This window comes from Bradyrhizobium sp. Ken01 (genome assembly GCF_055807355.1).
On the sequence record NZ_JBVVPC010000006.1, the window covers coordinates 98,375 to 122,581 of the forward strand.

The following is a 24,207-nucleotide window of genomic DNA, read 5'->3' on the forward strand; positions in this document are numbered from 1 at the left end:
CTGGAAGGCTCATGGCGGCAGAATCGAGGAGACGAGGAGCTGGGTGTAGGGCTCGCGGGGATCGTCGAGCACCTGGTCGGTGAGGCCGGTCTCGATGACGCGGCCGCCCTTCATCACCATCACCCGATGCGACAGCAGGCGCGCCACCGCGAGATCATGGGTGACGATGATGACCGCGAGGTGCAGCTCCGCGACGAGGCTGCGCACGAGGTCGAGCAGGCGGGCCTGCACGGAAACATCGAGGCCGCCGGTCGGCTCGTCCATGAACACCAGCCGCGGCTCGGTGACGAGGTTGCGGGCGATCTGGAGGCGCTGGCGCATGCCGCCGGAATAGGTCCGCGGCGCATCGTCGATGCGTGCGATGTCGATCTCCACGCGGGTCAGCCAGTCCGACGCGGCATCACGGATGCGGCCGTAATGATTCCAGCCCACTGCCATCAGCCGCTCGCCGACATTGGCGCCGGCCGAGACCGCCATGCGCAGACCCTGCGCGGGATCCTGGTGGACGAAACCCCAATCGGTGCGAAACAGAAACCGCCGCTCGGCCTCGCCCAGCGTGGCGAGATCGCGGCTGACGCCGTCGCGCATCCGGTAGGAGACGTGCCCACCGCTGGCTGCGAGCTGACCCGACAGCAGCTGGAGCAGCGTCGATTTGCCCGAGCCGGATTCGCCGACGATCGCCAGCACCTCGCCGGGGTAGAGCGAAAACGAGACATCGCGGCAGGCGGCGATCCGGCCATAGGATTTGCTGAGGGATTTTGCGACCAGCAGCGGCTCGTCGTTTTCGAGCATGTCTTGATCAGCCATTCGATGCCTCCTGCGCCTTGTCCTTGTACGGCGCGGCGCTGAGGCTGCCGTGATGGCCGGCGGCCTGGCGTCCCTCGCAATAATCGGTGTCGGAGCAGACGAACATGCGGCCGCCCTTGTCGTCGGTGACGATCTCGTCGAGATAGGAATTTTCCGAGGCGCACAACGCGCAAGGCGCGTTGAAGCGATAGGGCTCGAAGGGATGATCCTCGAAGTCGAGCGACACGACCTGCGTAAAGGGCGGGATCGCATAGATGCGCTTCTCGCGGCCGGCGCCGAACAGTTGCAGCGCCGGGCAATTGTCCATCTTGGGATTGTCGAATTTCGGCGTCGGCGATGGGTCCATCACGTAGCGCGCATTGACCTTCACCGGATAGGCGTAAGCCGTCGCGATGTGGCCGAAGCGGGCGATGTCCTCGTAGAGCTTGACATGCATCAGGCCGTATTCTGCGAGCGCATGCATGCGCCGCGTCTCGGTCTCGCGCGGTTCGAGGAAACGTAAAGGCTCCGGGATCGGCACCTGATAGACCAGCACCTGATTCTCGTGCAGCGACGTCTCGGGAATGCGATGGCGGGTCTGGATCACGGTCGCATCTTCAGTCGCCGTCGTCGTGGCAACGCCGGCGGTCTTGGCAAAGAACTTCCGGATCGAGATCGCGTTGGTGGTGTCGTCGGAGCCCTGGTCGATCACCTTCAGCACGTCCTGCGGCCCGAGGATCGCGGCCGTCACCTGCACGCCGCCGGTGCCCCAGCCATAGGGCATCGGCATCTCGCGGCTGGCGAACGGCACCTGATAGCCGGGGATCGCGATTGCCTTGAGGATCGCGCGGCGGATCATCCGTTTGGTCTGCTCGTCGAGATAGGCGAAATTGTAGGCGGGCGCGTTCATTCCGCGGCCTCCTTCATGGCGTCAGGCGCATTGGCCTCGGTGAACGCTTTAGAAAACTCTTGGCGCAGCTTGCGCAACAGGCCGAGCTCCGACTGGAAATCGACATAATGCGGTAGCTTCAGATGCTCGACGAAGCCGGTCGCCTGGACGTTGTCCGAATGCGACATCACGAATTCCTCATCTTGCGCGGGCGCGAGTGCCTCTTCGCCAAGCTCGCGCGCGCGCAACGCGCGGTCGACCAGCGCCATCGACATGGTCTTGCGCTCGCTCTGGCCGAAGGCGAGGCCATATCCGCGGGTGAAGCACGGCGCTTCGGTGGCGGAGCCCTTGAACTGGTTGACCATCTGACATTCGGTGAGTTCGATCGAGCCGAGCGGAACGGCGAAGCCGACGTCTTCCGCCGAAAATTCGACCTCGACCTCGCCGAAGCGAATCTCGCCGGCGAAGGGATGATTGCGGCCGTAGCCGCGCTGGGTGGAATAGCCCATCGCCAGCAAAAACCCTTCGTCGCCACGCGCGAGGTTCTGCAAACGCAGATCGCGGTCCGCCGGGAAATTCAGCGGCTCGCGGGTGAGATCGCCGACGCTGGCGCCTTCCTCGGCCTGCGGCGATGATTCGATCAGCCCGTCGCGGCCGAGAATATCCGTCACGCGTGGCGTGGGCACCGTCGAGGCTTCAGCCGTCGCCGGCGCTTCCGGCACAAAGCCTTCGGCGAGCGAGGGATCGAGCAAGCGGTGAGTATAGTCGAAGGTCGGGCCGAGGATCTGGCCGCCGGGAATGTCCTTGAAGGTCGAGGACACCCGCCGCCGCACGCGCATCGCACCGGTCTCGACCGGCTCGCTGGCGCCGAAGCGCGGCAGCGTGGCGCGGAAGGCGCGGACCAGAAAGATCGCCTCGATCAAATCGCCGCGCGCCTGCTTGATGGCGAGCGCCGCGAGCTCGCGGTCATAGAGCGAGCCTTCGCTCATGACGCGGTCCACGGCGAGGCCGAGCTGCTCCGATATCTGGTCGAGGGAGATTTCCGGCACGCTTTGGTCGCCGCGCCGCGCACTGGCGAGCAGGCGATGAGCGTTCTCGATGGCGCGTTCGCCGCCTTTGACTGCGACATACATGCTTAGCTTCCCTTGCTCACGACGCGCGTGGTGCGCGGGATCGCAACCACGGCATGGTCGGCGACCAGCACCACATCGACGCCGCGCGGAAACAGCGCTTCGTTGACGCGCAAGCGCTCGAACAGGTCGAACGGCTTGATCGAGGCATGGAGCGCCGCGACACCGTCGATGCCGGGACCGCGCAGCTCGAAGCTGCGTCCTGCGTCCAGGCTCTCGACCTGCAGGATCAATGTGGTCGACCGATCCGGATATTCGCTGGTGCCGAGCGCGAAGCGCTCAAGCGAAGGCAGCGCCCCGCCGTCGCTGATCAGGGCGAAGCTTGCGATGGAGGAATCCTGCACCACCGGCGCGCCGGTATGGAATTTCAGCCATTTCACGACGTCGGAACTTTCAGACGTGCGCGCATCGAGCCAGAGCGGCGTGTCGTGATCGAACAGCGTCAGCGCGATCGCGGCCGTGCCGCGCATCATCATATGAGGCGCCCCTGATGTCGGCACGATGCGCTGGACCGATCCCGGCCGCGCCATCGCGTCCATGACCGAACGAAAGGTCGATTGCGCCGACAGCACCTTGTCGGCGAATCCCGGCGGCAGTTCCGCAATCGTGGTCATGATCTCACCCCTCACCGCGCACCATGGTGTAGAAATCAACCTTCGTCGCGGCGGTCTCGGCCGCCGCCTGCTTGCGCCTGACCATAAGCTGCTCACGCAACGGCGCGATAACGTCCCGCTCCACGGCGCCGCCGAAATCCCTGGACTGCACCAGCGCATCGCACAGCGCGATCAACCGCGCCTTCTCACCGTCGCGACCGAGCGTGTAGCCGAAGCCGACCTCGCCACTCGCGAGCCGCACCGCGGCGCGCGACACCGTGGCTTCGCCGAGATTGAACGGCCCGCCGTCCCCGCCGACCCGGCCGCGCAGCATGACGAGGCCGTTTTCCGGCGCGCGCAGATCCTGATGCGCCGGCAGAGCGAGAGCGCGGAGGCGAGCGGCGATCTCGCCCGCCTCCGCGTGCGCCAGCACGGCCATTGCGGCCTTGCGCTGGGCTTGCTGATTGTTGTGCTGGGTCACCAGATCCACCGAACTTTTCTCAACAACTTGCCGAATTCAAGTTGTCTATGATACTAGACAACTTGATACCGGAGCGCCATGACTGTTTCGTGACAAAGGCGTGATTTCTGGAGTAGCTTCCCGGCCACATGAGCATGCAGGACACAGCCTCCTCCGGCGTCGCGTTGTGGCGCCTCGTTGCCGACGGCATCGAGCGCGGCATCGCCGACGGCCGCTTTGCGGCCGGCGACAAGCTGCCGGGCGAGATGGAGATCGCCGAAACCTATCGCGTCAACCGCCACACCGTGCGGCGCGCGCTGGCTGCACTTGCCGAGCGCGGCATCGTGCGGGCCGAACGCGGCAGCGGAACCTATGTCGAGGCGCAGAAGCTCGCCTATCCGCTGCGTTCCCGGACCCGCTTCTCCGAGATCGTCGGCGCGGACGGCCGCGAACCGCATGGCCGGCTGATCGAGGCGTCCGATGATGTCGCGACCCGCGAACTCGCGCGAGAACTCGGTCTCAAGACCGGCGCACCGCTGGTGCGGATCGAGGCGATGCGCCTCGCCGACCGCACGCCGATCTGCGTCTCCACGACATGGCTGTCGGCGCAGTTGTTCCCGGGTGCGGGCGACATCTTTGCCGCGACCCGCTCGATGACGAAACTGCTCGAGCATTACGGCGTCCGCGACTATCGCCGCGGCGCGACCCGGATCACCGCCGGCATCGTCGACGCAACCGACGCCGCACGGCTCGATCTGGCGCTGGGGCGGCCGATCCTGGTGGTCGACGCCACCGACCACGATCTCGACGGCAAGCCGCTGGTGACCAAGCATTCGCGCTTTGCCGCGGAGCGGGTGGAATTTCTGGTGGAGCCGTAGGGTGGGCTGCTTGTTCTCCCTCGCCCCGTTCTTACGGGGAGAGGGTTGGGGTGAGGGGCTGCCTCCACAATCACCGTAAGAGACGGACTCGCGGAGAGTCCCCCTCACCCGCCGCAAGCGGGGAGAGGCGAAGACCTACGCCACCGCCCTTCGGCCGATGATCGCAAACCGCAACTTTCCCGAGACGAAATCAATCGCGGCGACCGCGACCAGGATCATCAGGATCAGGAACGACACCTTCTGCCATTCCAGCACGCGGATCTGCTCGGCGAGCTGGAGGCCGATGCCGCCGGCGCCGACGATGCCGATGATGGTGGCCGAGCGCGTGTTCGACTCGATGAAATAGAGCACCTGTCCGGCGATCACGGGCAGGACCTGCGGCAGCAGGCCGAAGCGGATCTCGTGCAGCGCACTGCCGCCGGAGGCGCGGATGCCCTCGACCTGCTTCTGGTCGGCGCCCTCGATCGCCTCCGAGAACAGTTTTCCAAACGCGCCGAAATCGGACACGGCAATGGCGAGCACGCCGGCGAACGGGCCGAGCCCGACCACGTTGATCCACACCAGCGCCCAGATCAACGTGTCGACGCCGCGGATCGAATCCAGGAAACGCCGAATCGGGAAACGCAAAATGCTCGACGGCACGACGTTACGCGCGGCCAGCAGGCTGACCGGCAGCGCGAACAGCGCGGCCAGAGTCGTGCCGAGCAGCGCGATCGACAGCGTCTCGCCCAGCGCCTTCAGATAGATCGGCAGCGACGAGCCGGGATCCGGCGGGATCATCATCAGGCTGATCCAGCCGAGCTGGTTGAGGCCCGCGACGAACCGCGACGGCGAGAAGTCGAGATCGACGAGGCCGTAAATCAGGATCGCGAGCGCCGCGACGATCGTCGCCGGCATGGCGAGCCGCGCCGACGCCGGCCGGTCGAACACGTCAGGATAGCGCGCGCGAAGCGCCGCGGTATCGGTCTCCCGCAGTCCCGTCACGTCCGCGCCTCCTTGCCGAACAGACGGCCGCGCAGCCATCCGGTGCTGATGTCGATGATGAAGACCGTGACGATGATGGTGAGCAGGATGGCGCTGACGTCCGAGTAATAGAACTTGCGGATGGCGACGACGAGCTCCTGGCCGATGCCGCCGGCGCCAACGAAGCCCATCACGGAGGCCTCGCGGACATTGATCTCGAAACGCAGCAGCGCGTAGCTGGCATAGCCAGCCGTGACCTGCGGCAGGATCGCGAAGCGCATGCAGGAGAGCCAGCTCGCGCCCGTCGAGCGAACGCCTTCGACCGGCTTCATGTCGGCGTTCTCGACGATCTCCGAAAACAGCTTTCCGAGCGCGCCGGTGGAGTGAATCGCAATCGCCAGCACGCCCGCCATCGGTCCGAGCCCGAACGCGATCACGAAGATCAGCGCAAACACGATGCCGGGCACCGTGCGCGCGAATTCGAGCAGGCGCCGCACCACGAAGCGCAGCCAGGGCGCGGGCGAGGTGTTTTCAGCCGCGAGGAAGTTCAGGCAAAACGCAAAAGTCGCGCCGATCAACGTGCCGACATAGGAGATCAGCAGGGTCTCGCCCAGCATCTTCAGCCATTTGCGCCAGCCCCAGAGCCACTCGCCGACATCGGTCCAGACGCGCTGGCCGGTGTCAAGTGTGAGGATGCGGTCGAAATAGCTGATGAAGTTGCCGAAATGGGCGAACAGCGTGCGCAAATTCACTTCCGCGCCGATCGCCGCCAGACACAGTGCAGCGGCGAAGATCACGGCTCCAAACAGGAGTCGGAGCCGCTTGCGCGCGACCGCCTGGCGATAGGCGGCGCTGAGCACGGCGAGCTGCTGCTCGGGGAGGATCGAAACCGCGACGGTCATCTTGGCCAGGAAAAATGGTCAATCAAAGAGAAAGAGCCGGGTCCATCGACCCGGCTCCAGTGGCATCGTCCCGATACTCAGGACGCCTTCTTCTTACGCAGCGCATCGACGAACTTGATCAGCTCGATCGTGCCATCCCAATCCTTGGTAGTCGCGGGATGAAAACCCTTCTTTTGGCCGTCCTGGAGGCGATCGAACGCAGCCTTGTCCTTGGCCGGCGCGTCGAAGAACGCCTTCGCGATCGCGGCCTTGGCCTCTTCCGGCAGGTCGGAATTGTAGGCATAGGGGCCGTTGATGATCGGCGCCGACTTGTGGATGATGCGGAAATCGTCCTTCTTCATCGCGGAGCCGTCGGCATTCTTCAGCATGCCCTTGGTCAGCATCTGCGCCAGCGTCGAATCGTCGTCGCTGGTCCACTGGTTCGCGGCGACGTCGACCGTGCCCTGCGCCAGCGCCAGGATCGCGTTCTCATGACTGCCGGTGAAGACGACCTTGCTGAAATAGGTGTCGGCGTCCGCGATGCCCATCTTGTCGAGCTCGAAGCGCGGCACGTTGTTGCCGGAGGTCGAGTTCGGGTCGACCAAGCCGAGGTTCTTGCCCTTGAGCTGGTCGATGCTCCTGTAGGGACTGTTCGCCTTGACGAAGAACACCGAGTAGTAGCCGGTCGAGCCGTCGGAATTGATGTCGTTGGCGAAAGCGTCGGTCTTGACGCCGGTCAGGCGGGCGCGAGCGAACGACGCGGAGCCATAGCTCGCGATGTGGATGTTGCCGGCACGCTGGCCTTCGATCACGGCGGCGTAGTCGTTGGCGATGCGTAGCGTGACCTTCACGCCCAGTTCCTTGGAGAGATAGCTCATGAACGGCGCCCAACGCTCGGTCACGCCCGAGGCGTTTTCCGCCGGAATGACCGCGAAGGTCAGCTCGGGATATCTAGCTTTCCAGTCCTCGGCCGAAGCCGAAGCCGTGAACGCGAGCGCGGCGGCGCCAGCAAGAATCAATCTGCGAGTAATCATGATAGCCTCTTCATTGGTTGAGGTCGGTTGACGCAAAACTGGTGAGTCCTGATGCGGCGCCGCTCAGGCGGCGGCCGCCGTTCCAAGCGCCGGAATGCCTTGTCGCACCGGTGCAGGCGTGCCGCCCATGACATCGGCGGCTTCCAGATCGTAGAGCTCGCGCGCAACGTGCTCGGTCAACTCGGCCGGCGCGCCGTCGAACACCACGCGCCCCTGCGCCATGCCGATCAGGCGGTCGCAATAGCTGCGCGCCAGGTCGAGCGAATGCAGATTGCAGAGCACGGTGATGCCGAAGTGCTTGTTGATGCGCAGCAGCGCATCCATCACGATCTTGGTGTTGCGGGGATCGAGCGAGGCGATCGGCTCGTCGGCGAGGATGATGTCGGGCTGCTGCACCAGCGCGCGGGCGATCGCGACGCGCTGCTGCTGACCGCCGGAGAGCTGGTCGGCGCGCTGGGCCGCGAGCGGGGCGATATCGAACTGCTCAAGCGCGGACATCGCCAGCGCCTTGTCCTGCTCGGGCCAGGTCTGCGACAGCGAGCGCCAGGCCGGCATCGTCGCGAGCCGTCCCATCAGGACGTTGGTGAGGACATCGAGCCGGCCGACCAGGTTGAACTGCTGAAAGATCATCGCCGAACGCGCCCGCCACTGCCGCAGCTCCTTGCCGCGTAGCGCCGTGACGTCGAGACCGCCGAACAGAATGCGGCCCTGCGAAGGGGCCGCGAGACGGTTGATGGTCCGCAGCAGGGTCGACTTGCCGGCGCCGGACCGTCCGATCACGCCGACGAAGCCGCCGGGAGAGACTTGAAACGAAGCGTCGTCCACCGCGGCTTTCACGCCGAAGCGACACGTCAGACCTTCAACCACCAGCATGCAGGGCTCCAGAGTAGCTGGGACCCACCGCTAGCGCCGGCGCTTGACACTTGTGTGACACGGACGTTGCGGTGCGGCGATCCTACACACGTCATCCACTGTTCTTGCCCTGTCATCGCGTCGTCATGACATTGTCATCAAGCCGCTCGAAGAGAAACGCCCGCCCTCTCGTTCGGATGCAACATGGCCGCCAAAGCTCTTTCGGTCCAGCCGACTGTCGATCCCTCGGCGAAGCTGCACGACACCAGGCTTGGGGCCTATACCGAGGTCGGCGCCCGCACGATGCTGCACGACGTGACGATGGGCGATTACTCCTATGTCGTGAACGACGCCCAGATCACCTACAGCACCATCGGAAAATTCTGCTCGATCGCGGCGATGACACGGATCAATCCGGGCAATCACCCGATGCACCGCGCCACGCAGGCGCACTTCACCTATCGTTCGAGCGCCTATTTCGAAGGCGAGACCGACGACACCGACTTCTTCGACTGGCGGCGCCAGCACCACGTCCATATCGGCCACGACGTCTGGATCGGCCATGGCGCGATCGTGCTGCCGGGCCGCAACATCGGCACCGGCGCGGTGATCGCGGCCGGCGCCATCGTCACCAAGGACGTACCGGCCTACACCATCGTCGCCGGCAATCCGGCGCGCATCGTTCGGCGGCGGTTCTCGGAAGAGGTTGCGGGGCGGCTTGCGAGGCTCGCTTGGTGGGACTGGGATCACGACAAGTTGCGTGAAGCCCTGCCCGATTTCCGCAAGCTCGGGATTGAGGATTTCCTCACGGCATACGAAGCAGGGGCACCCTCCTCTGCCAGCAAACGAAGCGCGGTCGCGTGACAGACATATTCATCGAGGGCGGGCGGGCCCTGATCGGCTCCGAGTTCGCCGAAACGTCGCTTTTCGTGTCCGGAACGGACATCGCAGAGATCGATGCGTCTCGCGGCCGAGCGCGACTTGCGATCGATGCCCGCGATCTGCTGGTCCTGCCGGGCATCGTCGATCTGCATGGCGATGCCTTCGAGCGACAGATGATGCCGCGCGCCGGGGTCGATTTCCCGATCGACGTCGCGCTCGCCGACAGCGACCGCCAGGCGATCAGCAACGGCATCACCACGGTATTTCACGCCACGACCTGCTCATGGGAGCCGGGCCTGCGCAGCGCCGACAATGCGCGCGGTCTGATGGAGGCGATCGAACGGCAGCGCCCGCAATTCGCCGCCGACACCCGCTTTCACCTGCGTCATGAGACTTACAATCTCGACGCCGAAGCCGAGATCACCCAGTGGCTCAGTGAGGGCCGCGTCGACCTGTTCGCCTTCAACGACCACATGGACGGCACGGTTGGGGACATGGCCAAGCCCCGCAAGCGCAACCGCATGGTGGAACGTACCGGCCTGTCGAGCGAAGATTTCGACCGGCTAGTCGGCCACGTGCTTTCGCGCGCCGGTGAAGTGCCGGCTTCCGTGTCGCGGCTCGCCGCGACAGCCCGCGCCGCCGACGTGCGGATGCTATCGCATGACGATGCGACGCCGGCGATGCGCCAGCGCTTTCGCGCCATGGGCGTGGCGATCGCGGAGTTTCCAATCAACGAGGAGACGGCGCGGGCGGCGGCAAGCCACGGAGACGCCATCGTCTACGGCGCGCCGAACGTGGTGCGCGGCGGCAGCCACACCGGCTGGACCAAGGCATCCGACATGATCGCCAAAGGGCTTTGCTCGGTGCTGGCCTCGGACTACTACTATCCCGCGCAGCTGCTCGCTGCGTTCCGGCTCGCCGCCGATGGCGTGCTGCCGCTGACCGAGGCCTGGAACCTGGTTTCCGCCGCGCCCGCGCGCGCGACCGGTCTTGCAGATCGCGGCGTGCTCGCGGAAGGCCGGCGCGCGGACATTCTGCTGGTCGACGACAGCATGCCGCTGCGGCCGCGGCTGATCGCCGTGATATCAGGCGGCAAGCTCGTACATCTCACCGACGCGACGCGGTTGCTTGGCATGGCAGCTACCCCGCGCGAAGCTGTCGTCGCAGCATAAACCCGCTATGCTCGGACGATGACAAGTTTCCCCCGCTACGCGATCTATTTTGCCGCAGGCAGCAACAGCGCCCTGTCCCGCTTCGGCGCGGAGTTGCTCGGCTACGATGCCTATACCGGCAACGAGCCGCCCTTTCCCGCCGACGCATCCCGTCTCGCGCCGGACTGGCGCGACATCACCGCCGATCCCCGCAAATACGGTTTTCACGGCACGCTGAAGGCGCCGATGGCGCTCGCGCCGGGCAAGACCGAAGCGGAGCTTTTTGCGGCCTGCGCGGCTTTTGCCGGCGAGGCGCGGAAGATCCCGGTGATCCGCCCGGTCGTCGATGCCATCAGCGGCTTTATTGCGGTCATTCCGGCCGAGCAGGTCGATGCGCTCCAAGAGCTCGCCGCTGATTGCGTCCGCGCGTTCGACCGCTTTCGCACCGCCCTGACGGCGGAAGATCGTGCGCGTCGCAAACCCGAGAAGCTCAGCGAACGGCAGCGCGACTATCTCCATCGCTGGGGCTACCCGTACGTGATGGAGGAATTCCGCTTCCACATGACGCTGACGGGGCGGCTGGACGCGGAGCGGCGCGGCCCGATTCTGGAGATGCTGCGCGCGCGGTTCGCGGCGCTCGGGCTTGAGACGCTGGTGGTCGATCGCATTGCGTTGTTCAAGCAGGATAATGCGGGGGCAAGGTTTCGTCTCGTCGGCGAGTGGATGTTAACGAGATAGCATTGCGCTCGCGCGTCATTCTCGCTGTCGTCCTGGCGAAAGCCAGGACCCATTACCCCAGGGAGCGGTTATAGCGCGAGCCATAGCCTCCCGAGTCTTCGCCAAACGACATCCTGGGGTAATGGGTCCTGGATCTGCGCTCCGCTTTGCTACGCTCGTCCAGGACGACGGCTGAGTTATATGGCGACCGCCGAGCAGGCAGCGCCCTACTTCCCCCACCTCAACGCCATTGCATCACGTTCTTTCGCGAGCTCCAGCAGCCCTGCCCGCGTCGCCGGGTGCAGCGGCTGGAGCGGATGCCGCACCGTGTCCGACTTGATCACGCCGCCGGCCTGCATCATCGCCTTGCAGGCGATCAGGCCGCATTGGCGGTTTTCGTAGTTGATCAGTGGCAGCCAGCGTTCGTAGGCGGCTTTGGCCTCTTCACGCTTGCCGGCGAAATAGGGATCCACGATCTGGCGGATGCCGTCGGGGTAGCCGCCGCCGGTCATCGCGCCGGTGGCGCCGGCATCGAGATCGGCGAGCAGCGTAATCGCTTCCTCGCCGTCCCAGGGACCCTCGATATCCTTGCCGCCCGCCTCGATCAGGCTACGCAGCTTTGACGCGGCGCCCGGCACCTCGATCTTGAAATAGCGGATGTTGGAGAAGTCGCGCGCCAGCCGCGCGAGCAGCTCGACCGACAGCGGCGTGCCGGCGACAGGCGCATCCTGAATCATGATCGGAATCTTGATCGCGCCGGAGAGCACCTTGAAGAATTCGACGACGCCTTTCTCGGGCACGCGGAAGGTTGCGCCGTGATAGGGCGGCATCACCATCACCATGGCGGCGCCGGCCGCCTCGGCCTGCTGGCTGCGCGCGGCGCAGACGGCCGAGCTGAAATGCGTGGTGGTGACGATCACGGGAACGCGGCCCGCGACATGCTCCAGCACCGCATGCATCACGGTCTCGCGCTCGGCATCGGTGAGCACGAACTGCTCGGAAAAATTGGCGAGAATGCACAGACCGTTCGAGCCTGCGTCGATCATGAAATCGATGCAGCGGCGCTGTCCGTCGAGGTCGAGCTCGCCGCGCTCGTTAAAGATGGTGGGTGCGACCGGGAACACGCCGCGATAGGGGCGCTGCGCCTTGTGTTGGGGCGTGACCGGCATCGAACTCTCCATCCCTGATATCTCTTACATCTGCCGCAACGCTCGCGCAGCGTCACAGATGTACCCGCCCCGCGCATCTGCGGCAATGCCGATCGCGCGACGTAGGGAGGAAGGATTTGTCGAAGTTATGCGGTCCTCACCGCGCCCAAAAAGCCCTCGACCGCCACGCGGAGACGATCGGCGTCGGCGGACATTTTCGACACGGACACCGACAGCACCGAACCGGCATTGCCCGTTTCCTGGTTGAGCCTGGCGACGCTGCCGATGGTGTCGGTGACCTCGCGGGTTCCCTGCGCGGCCTGCTGGAAGTTGCGGGAGATCTCGGTGGTGGCCGCGCGCTGCTGTTCGACGGCGGCGGCAATCGCCGTCATCTTCTCGTCGATGCCGCTGATCGCGCCGCCGATCGCGCGGATGGCAGTGACCGCCTGGCCCGTCGCGCCCTGGATCTCCGCGACCTGGCGGGAGATCTCTTCCGTCGCCGTCGCCGTCTGCGAGGCGAGGCTCTTGACCTCGCCGGCGACCACGGCGAAGCCGCGGCCGGCCTCGCCCGCGCGCGCGGCTTCGATGGTGGCGTTCAACGCCAGCAGATTGGTCTGCCCTGCGATGGCGTTGATCATCTTCACGACCTCGCCGATGCGGCCAGCGGTCTGATCGAGGATCTCGACCGTCGCATTGGTCTGCGCTGCCTGCGACACGGCTTCGCGAGCCTCGCGGGCGCTGGCCTGCACCTGCGCGGAGATCTCGCCGACGGACGCCGAGAGTTCTTCGGTCGCGGCCGCGATGGTCTCGAGATTGTTGGTGGCCTGCTCGGCGGAGGACGAGACCGCCGCGGTCTGGCTGCTCGATTCCGAAACCAGCGAGCGCACGTCGGTCGCGGTGGCGTCGAGTTCCTTGGTCGACGCCGCAACGCTGTGAATGACGGCTTGCACGGTGTCGTCGAAACTGCGGCAGGCCGCATCGACGGTGCCGGAGCGGGCAAGCTGCAGCGCCTGCTGCGATTCGCGCTCGCGGCCCAGGCGTTCCGCGGTCGCCGCGCTCTCGCGCAGGCTTTCGAGTGCGGCGGCCATGGTGCCGAACTCGTCGGGATGCCTGGATTGCGGGACGGGCGTCGCGTAGTCGCGAGCGCTGATCTTGGCAATGGCATCCAGGATGGCGCGCACCGGGCGCATGAGGCGATTGCGGACCACGTACACGCCGGTGAGGGTCACGGCCAGCGCGAGCAGGAACGCGAGCGACTGCACGACGAGATTGGTGAGCGCCTTGGCCTGCACCGTTTCCGCCCGGACGATCGACTGGTCGAGCGCCTTGTTCGCCACCGCGACGATGGACGCGAAGGGTGACTGGCACAGCGTATTCCATTCCGAGGCGGGCATCGCGGGCTTGCCGCTGCCGTCGAAATTCTTCGTGAGGTCGCCGATCTGCTTGAGGGCACCGTCGGTCTTGGCCTTCGCGTCCGCCGCTGCCGTCACCAGCTCCGCCGCCACGCCGGGCGCGGCCAGCAACTCGGCCATGCCCGCCCAGCCGGAGGCGATCGTGCCATCCCATTGCGCCACTGACCGCTTCTGAGCGTCGTCGAGCGGCTTGCTGCCGTTGACGTTGGAGCGAAGGGACGAACAATGGATTCCATAACGGTCGCGCACCTGCCAGGCGAAGCGCCGGACCTGGATCATGCGGGCGATGAAGGGATCGTCCATCCAGGCACGGTTCGACACCGCGGTGGAGGCAAGGTTGGCCGTGTCGATCACCTTGGTGACGGCATCATACCATGAATTGGTGCGCTCGATCTTGCGCTCCGCGCGCGGGCGCTTGGCTTCGTCGTAGAACAGCTGGAATTGCGGGGAGGCGGCGCTCCAGCCTTGCTTCAATGTGCCAGCAAGTTCGTCGCGGCGGGCGAAGTCGACGGTGGCAAGCGCGGCGCCGATAGCGTCATAGCCGCCCTGCTCGGCCTTCTCCGCCGCGTCGAGTTTTGCCCGCGGGTCGTCCTCGCCGAGGATCGCGCTCTGCGCATCGCCGCGATTGTTCCGCAGCGCCAGCACGCCATGGAAGATCGCCTTGTCGGCGGCGGCAAGCCGCGCGGTCTCGAGGCTGTCGCTATAGCGGCCGAACGCCCCGACCATCTGGATCGCCGTGGAGGCTAGCGCACCCGCGGCCAGCAGCGCCATCAAGGTCAGGAGAAGCGAACTTACCGATTTCTTAAACATTGCCATGGTGTCGCGGGCCTGGGGTCGGGGGCCTATTCTTCGGGCGCCACCTTGCCCCGCGACATGCCAATGTTCCGTTAAGTTTAATCGAATTGCTGTGAGCACCCCCCGGACGAGGCTCGGTGCCCCCATATCACGCAACCTTGGAGAAATCCGGCGGGCGGCGCTCTGCGAACGCCGTGAAGGCCTCGCGCGCCTCGGCGGTGCGCAGGCGCAATCCGAACTGCTCGCCCTCGGCATTCATCTGCGCGACCAGCGCCTCGCCATTGCGCATCAGCTTCTTGGTGGCGGTGAGGGCGCCGGCCGGCTGACGGGCAAGACGCTGCGCCAGCGCGAGCGCCTCGGCATCGAGCCTGTCGAGCGGCACCACGCGGTTGGCGAGCCCCCATTCCAGCGCGGATTTGGCCGGCACCGTCTCGCCCAGCGCGAACATCTCGTAGGCCCGGGCGTAGCCGATGCGCGCCGGCATCAGCAGGCTGGAGGCTGCTTCCGGCACCAGCGCAAGGCTGACGAACGGCGTCGACAATTGCGCGTTGTCGGCAAGCACGACGAGGTCACAATGCAGCAGCATCGTGGTGCCGACGCCGACGGCGCGGCCCTGCACCGCCGCAACCAAGGGCCGGGTGCAGCGCGCCAGCGACTGGATGAAGCGCACGACGTTGCGGCTTCCTTCCGACTTGCCCGCTGCGACCGCCGCGAATTCGCCGACATCGTTGCCGGCAGTGAACATGTCGCCTTCGCCGCGGATCAGGATGACGCGGGCAGACGCATCGGAGTCGGCGGATTCGATGGCATCGGCGAGCTTGCCGTACATCGCATCCGTCAGCGCGTTCTTCTTGTCGGGGCGTGCCAGCGTGAGCGCAAGAATTCCGCCGTCGTTCTCGATCCGGACGTGCTCGGTCATGGGTCTCTCCTCTATTCCTCTGGATCTTTCGAAAGCTCTGTTGAAAGTTCTCTTGGAAACTTGTCCCGAATGCTGGTCAGCCAGCGCGCGACGATATCGATCTCCGCACTGGTGAATCCATCCGTCAACGCCGCGTTGACCCGTGCCGCGTTGGTTTTCGCCTGTGCGAGCGCTGCACGGCCCTTCGGCGTCAGCCAGACGCGCCAAGCGCGCCCGTCCTCGCGATCGGCTCGCCGCTCGATCAATTTTGCAGCTGCCGTGCGGTCGACGAGGCCGGAGATGCCGGCCGGCCCCAGATCGAGCGCCGTGCCCGCCTCGCCCATCAGGACGCCGTCCTGCTTGCCCAGGATGAACAGGAGTCCTGCCTGCGCCGGCGTGACCTCGCTCGAAGGCTGCGCCGCCATCCAGCGCTGCAACCGCCGCTGCGCAACGCTCAGCAGGTAGATCAGCCGATGGTGCCCCGCGCCGGCTCCTTTACTTCGCATGCGAAATAGATAGCGGCGCGCAAGGCTCTTGTCAAACGTGTTGGTCTTGTCACGGCGCGCAGGTGAAGCTCGACGCCGCCGTCACCGGGCCGCTCTTGTAGTGCGGCCAGGCCGGCCAACGGCACAGCGGCAGCGCGCGAAGCGTCGCAAACGACGGCGCCTCGACCTTCTGCTCGGCGACTTCGAGGTCGCCGGGCGCCTTGCCCTTTTCCACCCAGTCGACCAGCACGCTCAGCATGTCGACATTGGCCGGCGCGCCGGAGCCGACATGGTCGACCCCGGGCGCGGTGTAGAGCCGCGCGAACTCGGCCGTCTCGGCCTTGCCGAGCTTGCGTTCGACGTTCTCGAAATAACGGATGCCGGCATAGGGGCTCTGCGCGTAGTCCGCCATGTGTTCGAGCATGATCAGCCGCCCGCCGCGAGCGCGAAAGCGGCTGAGATCGGGGTCGGTTGAATCCATCAGGCTGGAGACCTCGAGCAGCCGCGCCTTGTGTTCTTCGGGCTTATACGTCGTCACGTCGAGCTTGGGATCGCGCGCGAACACATATTGGATGCCGCCGGCGCCGTAGATCCAGGCGATGCCGTTATTGGGCGCGGGCGGCTGAGCGGGAGGCGCCGTGCCGAGCCACCATGCAACCCAGCCGCCGGTCGGGCCGACCGCCGGCGTATCCTCGCCCGACACGCCCCAGCCCGGATAATCGTCGAGACCGTTGGCGAGCGGGAACGGGAATTTGTAGGTCGCATGCAAGGTCTCGATTGCCTTGATCTGTGCGTCGGTGAGGCACTGATCGCCCGTCTTGCCGCTCGCGCAACGCAGCGTCTCCGCCTTGAACGCCGCCTTGCAGGACACGGGATCTTGCACCAGCGCGTCATCGGAGCCGTCGGCCTTGTCGCAAGCGGCCCGCACGGCATTGCCCACGAGCTTCACCTGGGCGGGATTGATCCAGCCGTCACCCATGGTCACTAGCCCGGAACGCGTGCCGGCATGCTGCAAACCAACCCAGTTGATGACGGGCACGCGGGCAAAGATGCCGTCGAAATCATCAGGGTAGCGTTGCGCCATGGTGAGGCCTTCGCGGCCGCCTTCGGACGAACCCATGAAATACATCTTCTCAGGTCTTTTGGCGTAGGCGCGCTGCATCAGCGCGACGGCGGCATCGCGCACCTTCTTGTAGGCGCGATGGGCGAAATTCCCGAAGGCTTCGTCGTTGAGCGCGAACAGCTGCGGCGGCTCGCCCGGCTTGGATTCGTGGCCGGAATCCGTGCCGTAGGTGACGAAGCCGCGCGCGAGCGGCGACGGCTTGTCGAAGGGATAGGCCGGCGGCAGCGCCAGGCCCGTGATCAGCACGCCGTTGAATCCGCCGCCGCCATATTGCAGCGAGCGGCCGTTCCATTCGACGGGGAGATTGACCTGAAATCTGATCGGCGGCGCCTTGGGATCGGTGGGATCGATATGGCCGAGCAGCTTGCAGAAGCCGGGATTGGCGGGCGTGACGCGCCCGGACGGCGTCGGGCCGCGTTCGGCCACGGCCAGTTGCGACGGCGCCAGCAACGTCGCCGAATCCACCTTTACGGCGTCAATGCTGCCGACGAGACCCTTGCAGACGGTGTCCGCATCCTCGGCCAGCGTCGCTGCCGAGGCGGAGCTCGCGCCCAGTGCAGTCACTGCGCCCACGAGCAATACACACAACTTCGCACGCACTTGCGCCATCGTTTCCCCCTGTACTTTCTATTCTCGTTCGTTCTGCCAGGAGGCCGCATTCAAGGCGCCCTCCGGCCGGTCGTCAATGCAGTGCTAGTGCTCAAACACCAGCCGCGCACCGACGGTGCCCTCGAGCGACCGGATCTGCGCAAGCAGCGCGCCCGAATCCTGGCCGCCGAGGTCGGCATCGAGCACGACGTAACCGAGGTCGCCGGAGGTCTCCAGATATTGCGCGGCGATGTTGATGTCGCGCTGGAGAAAGACCTCGTTCAACCGGCGCAGCATGCCGGGCACGTTGCGATGGACGTGGCTGAAGCGCGCGCCGGAGGGACGCAGATGCAGCTGCACCTCCGGGAAATTCACCGCCCCCGTGGTCGAGCCGGTGATGAAAAAATCGACCAGCTTGCGCGCCACCTCGCCACCAATGCGCTCCTGCGCCTCCTCGGTCGAGCCGCCGATATGCGGGGTGAGGATGACGTTGCCGAGGCCCTGCACCGGGCTCTTGAAGCGATCGGAATTCGAGGACGGCTCGACCGGAAACACGTCGATCGCGGCACCCGCGAGATGGCCGTCGCGCAGAGCTCCCGCCAGCGCATCGAGATCGACGACGGTGCCGCGGCTGTTGTTGATCAGGAGCGAGCCGGGCTTCATCGCCCGTAGCTCCTTCTCGCCGATCATCCCTGATGTCTCCGGCGTCTCCGGCACGTGCAGGCTGACCACGTCGCTCTGCGCCAGCAGCTCCTCCAGCTTCTCGACCGGCTCGGTGTTGCCGTGGCGGAGCTTGTCGGTGCGATCGAAATAGATCACGCGCATGCCGATCGCCTCGGCCAGCGTCGAGAGCTGCGAGCCGATATTGCCGTAGCCGATGATGCCGAGGGTGCGGCCGCGCACCTCGCGGCTGCCGGTCGCCGACTTGTCCCAGCCGCCCTCATGAGCCGACACCGAGCGCGGGAAGATGCGCCGCAGCAGCATCACGATCTCGCCGATCACGAGCTCGGCGACGCTGCGCGTGTTGGAGAACGGCGCGTTGAACACCGGAACGCCGCGCTTGCGCGCCGCCAGCAGATCGACCTGGTTGGTGCCGACGCTGAAGCAGCCGACGGCGAGAAGCTGGTCGGCCGCCTCCAGCACCTGATCGGTGATCTGGGTGCGCGAGCGGATGCCGAGCAACGACACGCCCTTGAGCGCCCGCCGCAAGTCCTCGCCGTCCAGCGCCTTGGTCAGGCGCTCGACATTGGTGAAACCCGCCGTTCTGAACAGGTCCACGGCGCTGTCGTTGACGCCTTCGAGCAGCAGCGCCTTCGCGTTCCGCTCAGGGCTTTGGCCTGGGGCTGGCATGAAATCTCCGTGGGTACAGCTTCGCCGCAGCTCATAGACCGCGGGGGATGCGCAGCACAATAGGGTTCGGATACGGGGAGAAGATGGCGGGGCGGTCGTCAGATCACGTAAAACCCGTGCGTTCCGTCCAGACGCAATTGGTCGACCAGACCATATTCCCAGTCGAGATAGGCCTGCATCGCGCGCTCGTCGACGCCGGTGCCTTCATAGGGGCGGCGGTAACGGTGGGCGGGGTCGGGCCTGGGCAGGACGTGCGGCGGGCCGATTTCGAGTGCGCCGTCATAGCCGCCGTCCCGCACATAGACCTCCCAACCCATCTGCGCGAGCCAGGACGCTGTCATGTCGGCGCGGACGCCCTTGTCGTCGGTCAGCACGATGCGCGCGCCGCGCACCGGTGCCGCCATGTCCGTCTCCTGCACGAGCTGGCCGCCGGGATAGTGGCGAAAGCCCGGGAGATGGCCGGCGGCATATTCCTCGGCGTCACGCACGTCGAAGCGATAGAGCGTGCGATCGGTCTGCGCGACAAGCGCAGACATCTCGCGCGCGTCGATGTGGCGCACACCGGCGCGATAGGCGACGTCGCGCGCATTAGCCGGGCCGCCGTTAAACGATCCGATCGCGCCACGCCTTTTAGCACCATGGTCGAGCGTATGCCGCGCCAGCGTCCAGCCGATGGTGCCGTTGCGCAGCGCCCGGACCTTGTTCGGCACGCCGGCATTGATCAGCGATTGGGTGCCGATAATCGAGCGGGTGCGGCCGGCGCAATTCACGATGATGGTGGTGTCGGCATCGGGTGCCGCCTGCCCTGCCCGCAGCACCAGCTCGGCGCCGGGCACGCTGACCGAGCCCGGAATGTTCATGGTGGCATATTCGTCGAAGCGGCGAACGTCGAGGATGGCGATGTTGGCCTTGTCCGCGATGAGTTTTGCCACCTCGTCGGCACTGAACGACGGCGTGTGCCGGCGCGACTCGACCAGCTCGCCAAAGGCTTTTGAGTAGGAGTTGACGTCCTCGAAGATTTGATAGCCGGCGTCGCGCCAGGCCTTCAGCCCGCCATCGAGCGCGCGGACATTGGTATAGCCGAGCGCGGCCAGCCGGTCGGCGCCGGCAGTGACGAGGCCCTCGCCGTCATCATAGAGCACGATCGCCACGTCCTTGCTCGGCAGCCGCACCTCAGCTTCGATCCCGATCCGGTCCGCGGCCATGTTGGCGGCAAACAGCGGATGTCCCGTCGCGAAACCAGCTTCGTGCCTGAGATCGAGCAGCGCGATCTCCTCGCGGAGCAGCAGTGCACGGCGGATATCGGCGGGAGTGACGGAGGTGAGCTTCATGGCGTAAACCCTGACGAGGATTGGCCATGGGCTTTTGAACGATTGCAGAAGTGTTGGCTAGCCTTTGCGACAGCCCGTTCACTCGCCGGGAACAAGCTGCCCGACCCGCGGCTGCGCCGGGCGCCGCAGCCTGCGGCGCGACAGATAGAGCAGGACGCCGGTGACCGCGAACAGCGGCATCAGCACAGCCGCGAGCATGAACGCGAGCTTGCCGGGCCAACCCAGAATCGCGCCGCGGTGGATGTCGAGCACGTTCGCGATGATCTTCTCGCCAAACGTCTTGTCGGCGTAGCGTTCCGCGGAGACCAACTGACCGGTCACGGCGTCGATGCGGAATTCGTCGCGCGCGGTATCGAGAGTGGAATTCTTACCCCACGAGCGTATCCGTATCACCGTGCCCGAGCCGGCGGGCAGCGTCAGCAACGCCTTGGAGAAGCGGCTGCCCTCCTCGCGCTGGAAGGCGGCCCACGCGCGGTCAAAGCCGATCGGCTGTGCCGCCTCGCTGGCGCCGGAGGGACGCGACGCCTTTGCAGGCATCTTCGGCTGCATCTTCGCGGCGGCGATCTGCGGGCGTGACAGCAACCAGACGACGCCATCCTTGTACCAGTCGAACGAATACCACAGCCCGGTCAGCGTCATCACCAGATAGACCGGCAGGACCCAGGTGCCGATCACCGCGTGCAGCGAGCGATGGAGGCCGCGTCCGCTGAGACCGAGCTTGGGCTTCAGCCACATCTTCACGCTGCCTGCACGCCGCGGCCAGCGCAGCACGAGGCCCGAGATGAGCATCACGATCAAGCCGACCGCGGCCACGCCCGTGATCTGACGCCCCCAGCCCTTGGCGTCGCCGGGAATCAACAGCCAGCGATGCAGCTTGCGCACGGTCGCGAAAAACTCTTCGCCGCGCGGTGCGCCCAACACGCGCGCGTCATAGGGATCGACATAGAGCGAGGACGGCCGCGCGCCTCGTTCGTCGCGGGCGAAGCGCACATGCACCGCGGCGGATGGGTCGCTCGCCAGCGTGACGGCGGAGACCCTGCCGACGTCCTGCATCGCGGTCAGGCGCGCAACCAGTTCGTCCGGCATCAGCGCCGGTGCCTGGCGCGACGCGACCTGCATGATGCCGACGTTGAGATGATCGACGATCTCGTCCTCGAAACTCATGATCGCGCCGGTCAGCGCGATCATGGCAAGCAGCAGCGCGAGCACGAGGCCGGCGATGGAGTGGACCTGAAGCAAGACCGCCTTGATCGCGCGCCAGGACTCACGCATCGGCGCAGCGCCTCCTGCTCGGCGCGATCATCGGACGGACGTTCCTGCGCGACATGCCCATCGCTAAAACTTCACCGTCGCCGACAGCGAGACCCGCCGCGCGTCGCCGATGGCGACGTTCAGATTGTTGACGGCGGAAGGATAGTAGACGGTGTCGAACAGGTTCTTGACGTTGAACTGGTATATCACCGGCGTGTTCTGGTATTTCGTCTCATAGGTCGCGAAAATATCGGCGACCACATAAGACGGCAGGAAGAAGGAGTTGATCGAATCGCCGGGACGATCACCGACATAACGCGCGCCGCCGCCGAGGCGGAGCTGACCCGGCAAGGCCGTGCCAAAGTCATAGACCAGATAGAGCGAGGCCGTGTTCAGAGCGACATTCTGCAGTTTCCTACCGAGGAGAGTGGCATCCTCCGATGCCGTCACGCGGGCGTCGGTGTAGCCATAACTGCCGATCAAGGCCCAGCTATCGGTGAGCCTGCCGGTGACGTCCAACTCGACGCCGCGCGAATGGGCACGGCCCACGGTGTGGAGCTCTACCACGCCTGCGCTGTTCGTCTTCGTCGTCTGCACGTTCTTCTTGTCGAGATCGTAGAGCGCCAGCGTTCCGGAGACACGCTTGTTCAGATCGAACTTCACGCCGGTCTCGTATGAGACGCCTTCTTCCGGTGCGACGTTGGAGCCGATCAAAACGCCGATCGGCGCAATAGTCGAATTCGGCTTCAGCGATTCGGTGTAGCTTGCATAGAGCGAGATCTGGTCGGTGAGCTTAAAAATAGCGCCGCCGAGCGGAAGCACCTTGTCCTGGGACACATTCGTGTTGGTGACGAACGGCTTCCCGCGCCCGGCGATCTGGTCGTAGTCCATGTAGCGCACGCCGCCGACCAACGCGAACCGCTCTGTCAGATGTAGCGTATCCTGGACGAACATCGACCATTGGCCGAGCTTGTCGGTCTGCGCACTGTCTGGATTGGACACCGTCGTTCCCGGCCCGATCAGGCCGTAAACGGGATTGTAGACATTGAAGGCGGGAGTTGCCTGCCGGATCAGATTGTCCCGGTAGATGGTGCGATACTGGCCGTCGCCTCCGAACACCACATCGTTGCGCATGTTGCCGAGCCAGAAGCCCCCGGATATGTAGGACGTTCCGTAGCTGGCGTTGCTGAGCGAGCCCTGCGTGCCATCGTTGCTGCGGGTCTCGACGCCCGTCGTAAAGTTGAGCGTGGAGATGCGGAGCTGGTTGGCGCTGAAGGTCTCGGTGTTGTAGCTGTAGCCGGCGTAGAGCTTCCAGTCCTGATTGAAGCGGTGCTCGACCGACGCCTGGATCAGGTCCGACGTGCCCCATGTGTTATTGAAGGGCTCGTCGAGCCGGCGCGTCGTGGGCACCGCCAGCGGCGCCTTCGTCACCGGATTGAACGCCGTGCCGCGATCGAACGGGTAGATGAACTCGCGATGCTCGTAGTTGAGCTGCACCGTGGTGTCCTGACCGTACCAGGCCAGTGACGGCGCAACCAGCATCTCGCGATGGCGGCCGAAATTGCGCCAGTAATCCTCGCTGACGCCGTAGCCGATGAAGCGATAGGCGAGGCCCTGGTCACCAACCGGACCGGTGACGTCGAGCAAGCCGTCGGCGCCCGTCTTGGAAGCACTGAAGGCGGAGCCGAGGAGCGTGACCGAGCCATGCTGATAGAGCTCCGGGCGCTTGCTGATGGTGTTGACGATGCCGCCGGGATCCATGATGCCGTAGAGCAGCGAGGCCGGCCCCTTCAGCACCTCGACGCTTTCAACTGCGGGATTGAAGCTGCGTCCCTGCACCAGCGGCATGCCGTTGCGCATGATCGAGCCGTCGCGGTTATCGCCGAAGCCGCGGCGGATCACGGCATCCTGACTGCCGGCCAGCGTGTTGGTCTGGGTGACGCCGGAGACGTTGATGAGCGCGTCGTCGATGTTGCGCGGGAGTTGATCCTTCAACACCTGCTCGGGTACGACGTTGACGGCCTGCGAGGTGTCGAGCGGCGAGGCGCCGCTGCGCAACGTGGTTGCGCTCGGCATCGCGCGGTAGCCGAGCTTTGCGGCTTGTTGCGTTGCGGCTTCCGCGGCGGCGCGCTCCGAGAGCGTCGGCGCTGCGGGGGCCGGATTGCGATTGCGCTGGCGCGCGGCGGTTTGCGTGCGCCGTGGAGCCTGCTCCGATGCACGCGCCGCTTTCGGCCGCGGCGCCGGCGCCTCCACCGTCACCGGCGGCAGTGCGGATTGGGCCTGCGCGGTCGCCGAGCTGGAGAGACATTCGGCGAGCAGCACGGCCGCTCCGACGAGAAGACCCGCGCAGCTCTCGCCGGCAGGCGTTCGACGGCCGCTGACGCGCTGGCCGTCCAGATAGACACGCACTTTCGATTCACTTCCAAGTCAGACGCAGAAGCTGGCGCGTCTAACAGCCGCTGCGCGTGAAGAGAACGGCAAGCGGACTTGAATCGCTCTAGTGTTGAATGGTTCTAGGCTCTAATCGCGATATTTGGCAATCCTCGATTGATTGCGCAGCGGTCGCGACACGTAGCGCGCGAATGCGCGGCAACGTGTCGCGGTTTTGCG

At 65.6% G+C, this 24,207-nt stretch carries 22 protein-coding genes; 4 read left to right on the top strand and 18 right to left on the bottom strand.

The window, feature by feature from the left end:
* Positions 1 to 9 precede the first annotated feature (9 nt).
* The 5 genes from phnK to phnG are packed head-to-tail and all read right to left on the bottom strand — an operon-like array spanning position 10 to position 3,888.
* On the bottom strand, positions 10 to 807 hold the full coding sequence (gene phnK, locus AC0L3S_RS08835; protein ID WP_473278767.1) for a phosphonate C-P lyase system protein PhnK: 798 nt from the start codon (positions 805 to 807) through the stop codon (positions 10 to 12).
* On the bottom strand, positions 800 to 1,696 hold the full coding sequence (locus tag AC0L3S_RS08840; RefSeq protein ID WP_473264413.1) for an alpha-D-ribose 1-methylphosphonate 5-phosphate C-P-lyase PhnJ: 897 nt from the start codon (positions 1,694 to 1,696) through the stop codon (positions 800 to 802). The genes phnK and AC0L3S_RS08840 overlap by 8 nt, the downstream gene beginning before the upstream one ends.
* Positions 1,693 to 2,808, bottom strand: a complete 1,116-nt coding sequence (locus AC0L3S_RS08845; RefSeq protein WP_473278768.1) for a carbon-phosphorus lyase complex subunit — start codon at positions 2,806 to 2,808, stop codon at positions 1,693 to 1,695. The genes AC0L3S_RS08840 and AC0L3S_RS08845 overlap by 4 nt, the downstream gene beginning before the upstream one ends.
* Positions 2,809 to 2,810: 2 nt before the next feature.
* Positions 2,811 to 3,419 (bottom strand): phosphonate C-P lyase system protein PhnH, encoded by a 609-nt coding sequence (gene phnH, locus AC0L3S_RS08850; protein ID WP_473278769.1) that lies wholly within the window; start codon positions 3,417 to 3,419, stop codon positions 2,811 to 2,813.
* Between the two features lie 4 nt (positions 3,420 to 3,423).
* Positions 3,424 to 3,888 carry a phosphonate C-P lyase system protein PhnG gene (phnG, locus tag AC0L3S_RS08855; protein ID WP_473278771.1) on the bottom strand — a complete coding sequence of 155 codons (465 nt, stop codon included), beginning with the start codon at positions 3,886 to 3,888 and terminating at the stop codon, positions 3,424 to 3,426.
* Positions 3,889 to 4,007: 119 nt separating this feature from the next.
* Between phnG and phnF the strand changes: the two genes are divergently transcribed.
* Positions 4,008 to 4,736 (top strand): phosphonate metabolism transcriptional regulator PhnF, encoded by a 729-nt coding sequence (gene phnF / locus AC0L3S_RS08860; RefSeq protein WP_473264418.1) that lies wholly within the window; start codon positions 4,008 to 4,010, stop codon positions 4,734 to 4,736.
* A gap of 135 nt (positions 4,737 to 4,871) precedes the next feature.
* Here the strand turns inward: phnF and phnE (AC0L3S_RS08865) are convergent, their stop codons facing one another.
* From phnE (AC0L3S_RS08865) to phnC, 4 genes are all read right to left on the bottom strand, one after another.
* The gene (gene phnE / locus AC0L3S_RS08865) at positions 4,872 to 5,759 is read right to left on the bottom strand and encodes a phosphonate ABC transporter, permease protein PhnE (protein ID WP_473278772.1); all 888 of its coding nucleotides are present in this window, start codon (positions 5,757 to 5,759) and stop codon (positions 4,872 to 4,874) included.
* Positions 5,717 to 6,601: a phosphonate ABC transporter, permease protein PhnE gene (phnE, locus tag AC0L3S_RS08870; RefSeq protein ID WP_473278773.1), complete on the bottom strand. Its 885-nt coding sequence runs from the start codon at positions 6,599 to 6,601 to the stop codon at positions 5,717 to 5,719. The genes phnE (AC0L3S_RS08865) and phnE (AC0L3S_RS08870) overlap by 43 nt, the downstream gene beginning before the upstream one ends.
* Positions 6,602 to 6,678: 77 nt before the next feature.
* Positions 6,679 to 7,614, bottom strand: a complete 936-nt coding sequence (gene phnD / locus AC0L3S_RS08875; RefSeq protein WP_473264422.1) for a phosphonate ABC transporter substrate-binding protein — start codon at positions 7,612 to 7,614, stop codon at positions 6,679 to 6,681.
* Positions 7,615 to 7,677: 63 nt separating this feature from the next.
* Entirely contained in the window at positions 7,678 to 8,487 is an 810-nt protein-coding gene (gene phnC, locus AC0L3S_RS08880; RefSeq protein ID WP_473264424.1) for a phosphonate ABC transporter ATP-binding protein, read from the bottom strand.
* A gap of 183 nt (positions 8,488 to 8,670) precedes the next feature.
* Here phnC and AC0L3S_RS08885 point away from each other — a divergent pair, with 183 nt between their 5' ends.
* From AC0L3S_RS08885 to AC0L3S_RS08895, 3 genes are read left to right on the top strand one after another with little or no spacing between them, the layout of a single operon-like run.
* Positions 8,671 to 9,330 carry an LbetaH domain-containing protein gene (locus AC0L3S_RS08885; protein WP_473278774.1) on the top strand — a complete coding sequence of 220 codons (660 nt, stop codon included), beginning with the start codon at positions 8,671 to 8,673 and terminating at the stop codon, positions 9,328 to 9,330.
* Positions 9,327 to 10,520: an alpha-D-ribose 1-methylphosphonate 5-triphosphate diphosphatase gene (locus AC0L3S_RS08890; RefSeq protein WP_473278775.1), complete on the top strand. Its 1,194-nt coding sequence runs from the start codon at positions 9,327 to 9,329 to the stop codon at positions 10,518 to 10,520. Before AC0L3S_RS08885 ends, AC0L3S_RS08890 begins: the two co-directional genes overlap by 4 nt.
* An 18-nt stretch (positions 10,521 to 10,538) precedes the next feature.
* Positions 10,539 to 11,237: a DUF1045 domain-containing protein gene (locus tag AC0L3S_RS08895; RefSeq protein ID WP_473278777.1), complete on the top strand. Its 699-nt coding sequence runs from the start codon at positions 10,539 to 10,541 to the stop codon at positions 11,235 to 11,237.
* A gap of 206 nt (positions 11,238 to 11,443) precedes the next feature.
* Here AC0L3S_RS08895 and AC0L3S_RS08900 read toward each other — a convergent pair whose 3' ends face one another.
* The 9 genes from AC0L3S_RS08900 to AC0L3S_RS08940 all read right to left on the bottom strand — a co-directional run bounded on the left by AC0L3S_RS08900 (position 11,444) and on the right by AC0L3S_RS08940 (position 24,006).
* A complete protein-coding gene (locus tag AC0L3S_RS08900; RefSeq protein WP_473278778.1) occupies positions 11,444 to 12,385 on the bottom strand; it encodes a dihydrodipicolinate synthase family protein in 942 nt (313 codons plus the stop codon).
* Between the two features lie 125 nt (positions 12,386 to 12,510).
* Positions 12,511 to 14,592 carry a methyl-accepting chemotaxis protein gene (locus AC0L3S_RS08905; protein ID WP_473278779.1) on the bottom strand — a complete coding sequence of 694 codons (2,082 nt, stop codon included), beginning with the start codon at positions 14,590 to 14,592 and terminating at the stop codon, positions 12,511 to 12,513.
* Between the two features lie 127 nt (positions 14,593 to 14,719).
* Complete coding sequence (locus tag AC0L3S_RS08910; protein ID WP_473278780.1) at positions 14,720 to 15,490, bottom strand: enoyl-CoA hydratase; 771 nt, start codon at positions 15,488 to 15,490, stop codon at positions 14,720 to 14,722.
* Between the two features lie 11 nt (positions 15,491 to 15,501).
* Positions 15,502 to 15,975, bottom strand: a complete 474-nt coding sequence (locus AC0L3S_RS08915; RefSeq protein WP_473264432.1) for a MarR family winged helix-turn-helix transcriptional regulator — start codon at positions 15,973 to 15,975, stop codon at positions 15,502 to 15,504.
* 49 nt (positions 15,976 to 16,024) lie between these two features.
* Positions 16,025 to 17,686, bottom strand: coding sequence for a tannase/feruloyl esterase family alpha/beta hydrolase (locus tag AC0L3S_RS08920; RefSeq protein ID WP_473278781.1), 1,662 nt, complete (start codon positions 17,684 to 17,686; stop codon positions 16,025 to 16,027).
* An 84-nt stretch (positions 17,687 to 17,770) separates the two neighbouring features.
* A complete protein-coding gene (gene serA / locus AC0L3S_RS08925; protein ID WP_473278783.1) occupies positions 17,771 to 19,015 on the bottom strand; it encodes a phosphoglycerate dehydrogenase in 1,245 nt (414 codons plus the stop codon).
* Between the two features lie 98 nt (positions 19,016 to 19,113).
* Complete coding sequence (locus AC0L3S_RS08930) at positions 19,114 to 20,346, bottom strand: rhodanese-like domain-containing protein (RefSeq protein ID WP_473278785.1); 1,233 nt, start codon at positions 20,344 to 20,346, stop codon at positions 19,114 to 19,116.
* 78 nt (positions 20,347 to 20,424) lie between these two features.
* The gene (locus AC0L3S_RS08935; protein ID WP_473278786.1) at positions 20,425 to 21,618 is read right to left on the bottom strand and encodes a PepSY-associated TM helix domain-containing protein; all 1,194 of its coding nucleotides are present in this window, start codon (positions 21,616 to 21,618) and stop codon (positions 20,425 to 20,427) included.
* 63 nt (positions 21,619 to 21,681) lie between these two features.
* The gene (locus AC0L3S_RS08940) at positions 21,682 to 24,006 is read right to left on the bottom strand and encodes a TonB-dependent siderophore receptor (protein ID WP_473278787.1); all 2,325 of its coding nucleotides are present in this window, start codon (positions 24,004 to 24,006) and stop codon (positions 21,682 to 21,684) included.
* Positions 24,007 to 24,207: the final 201 nt, after the last annotated feature.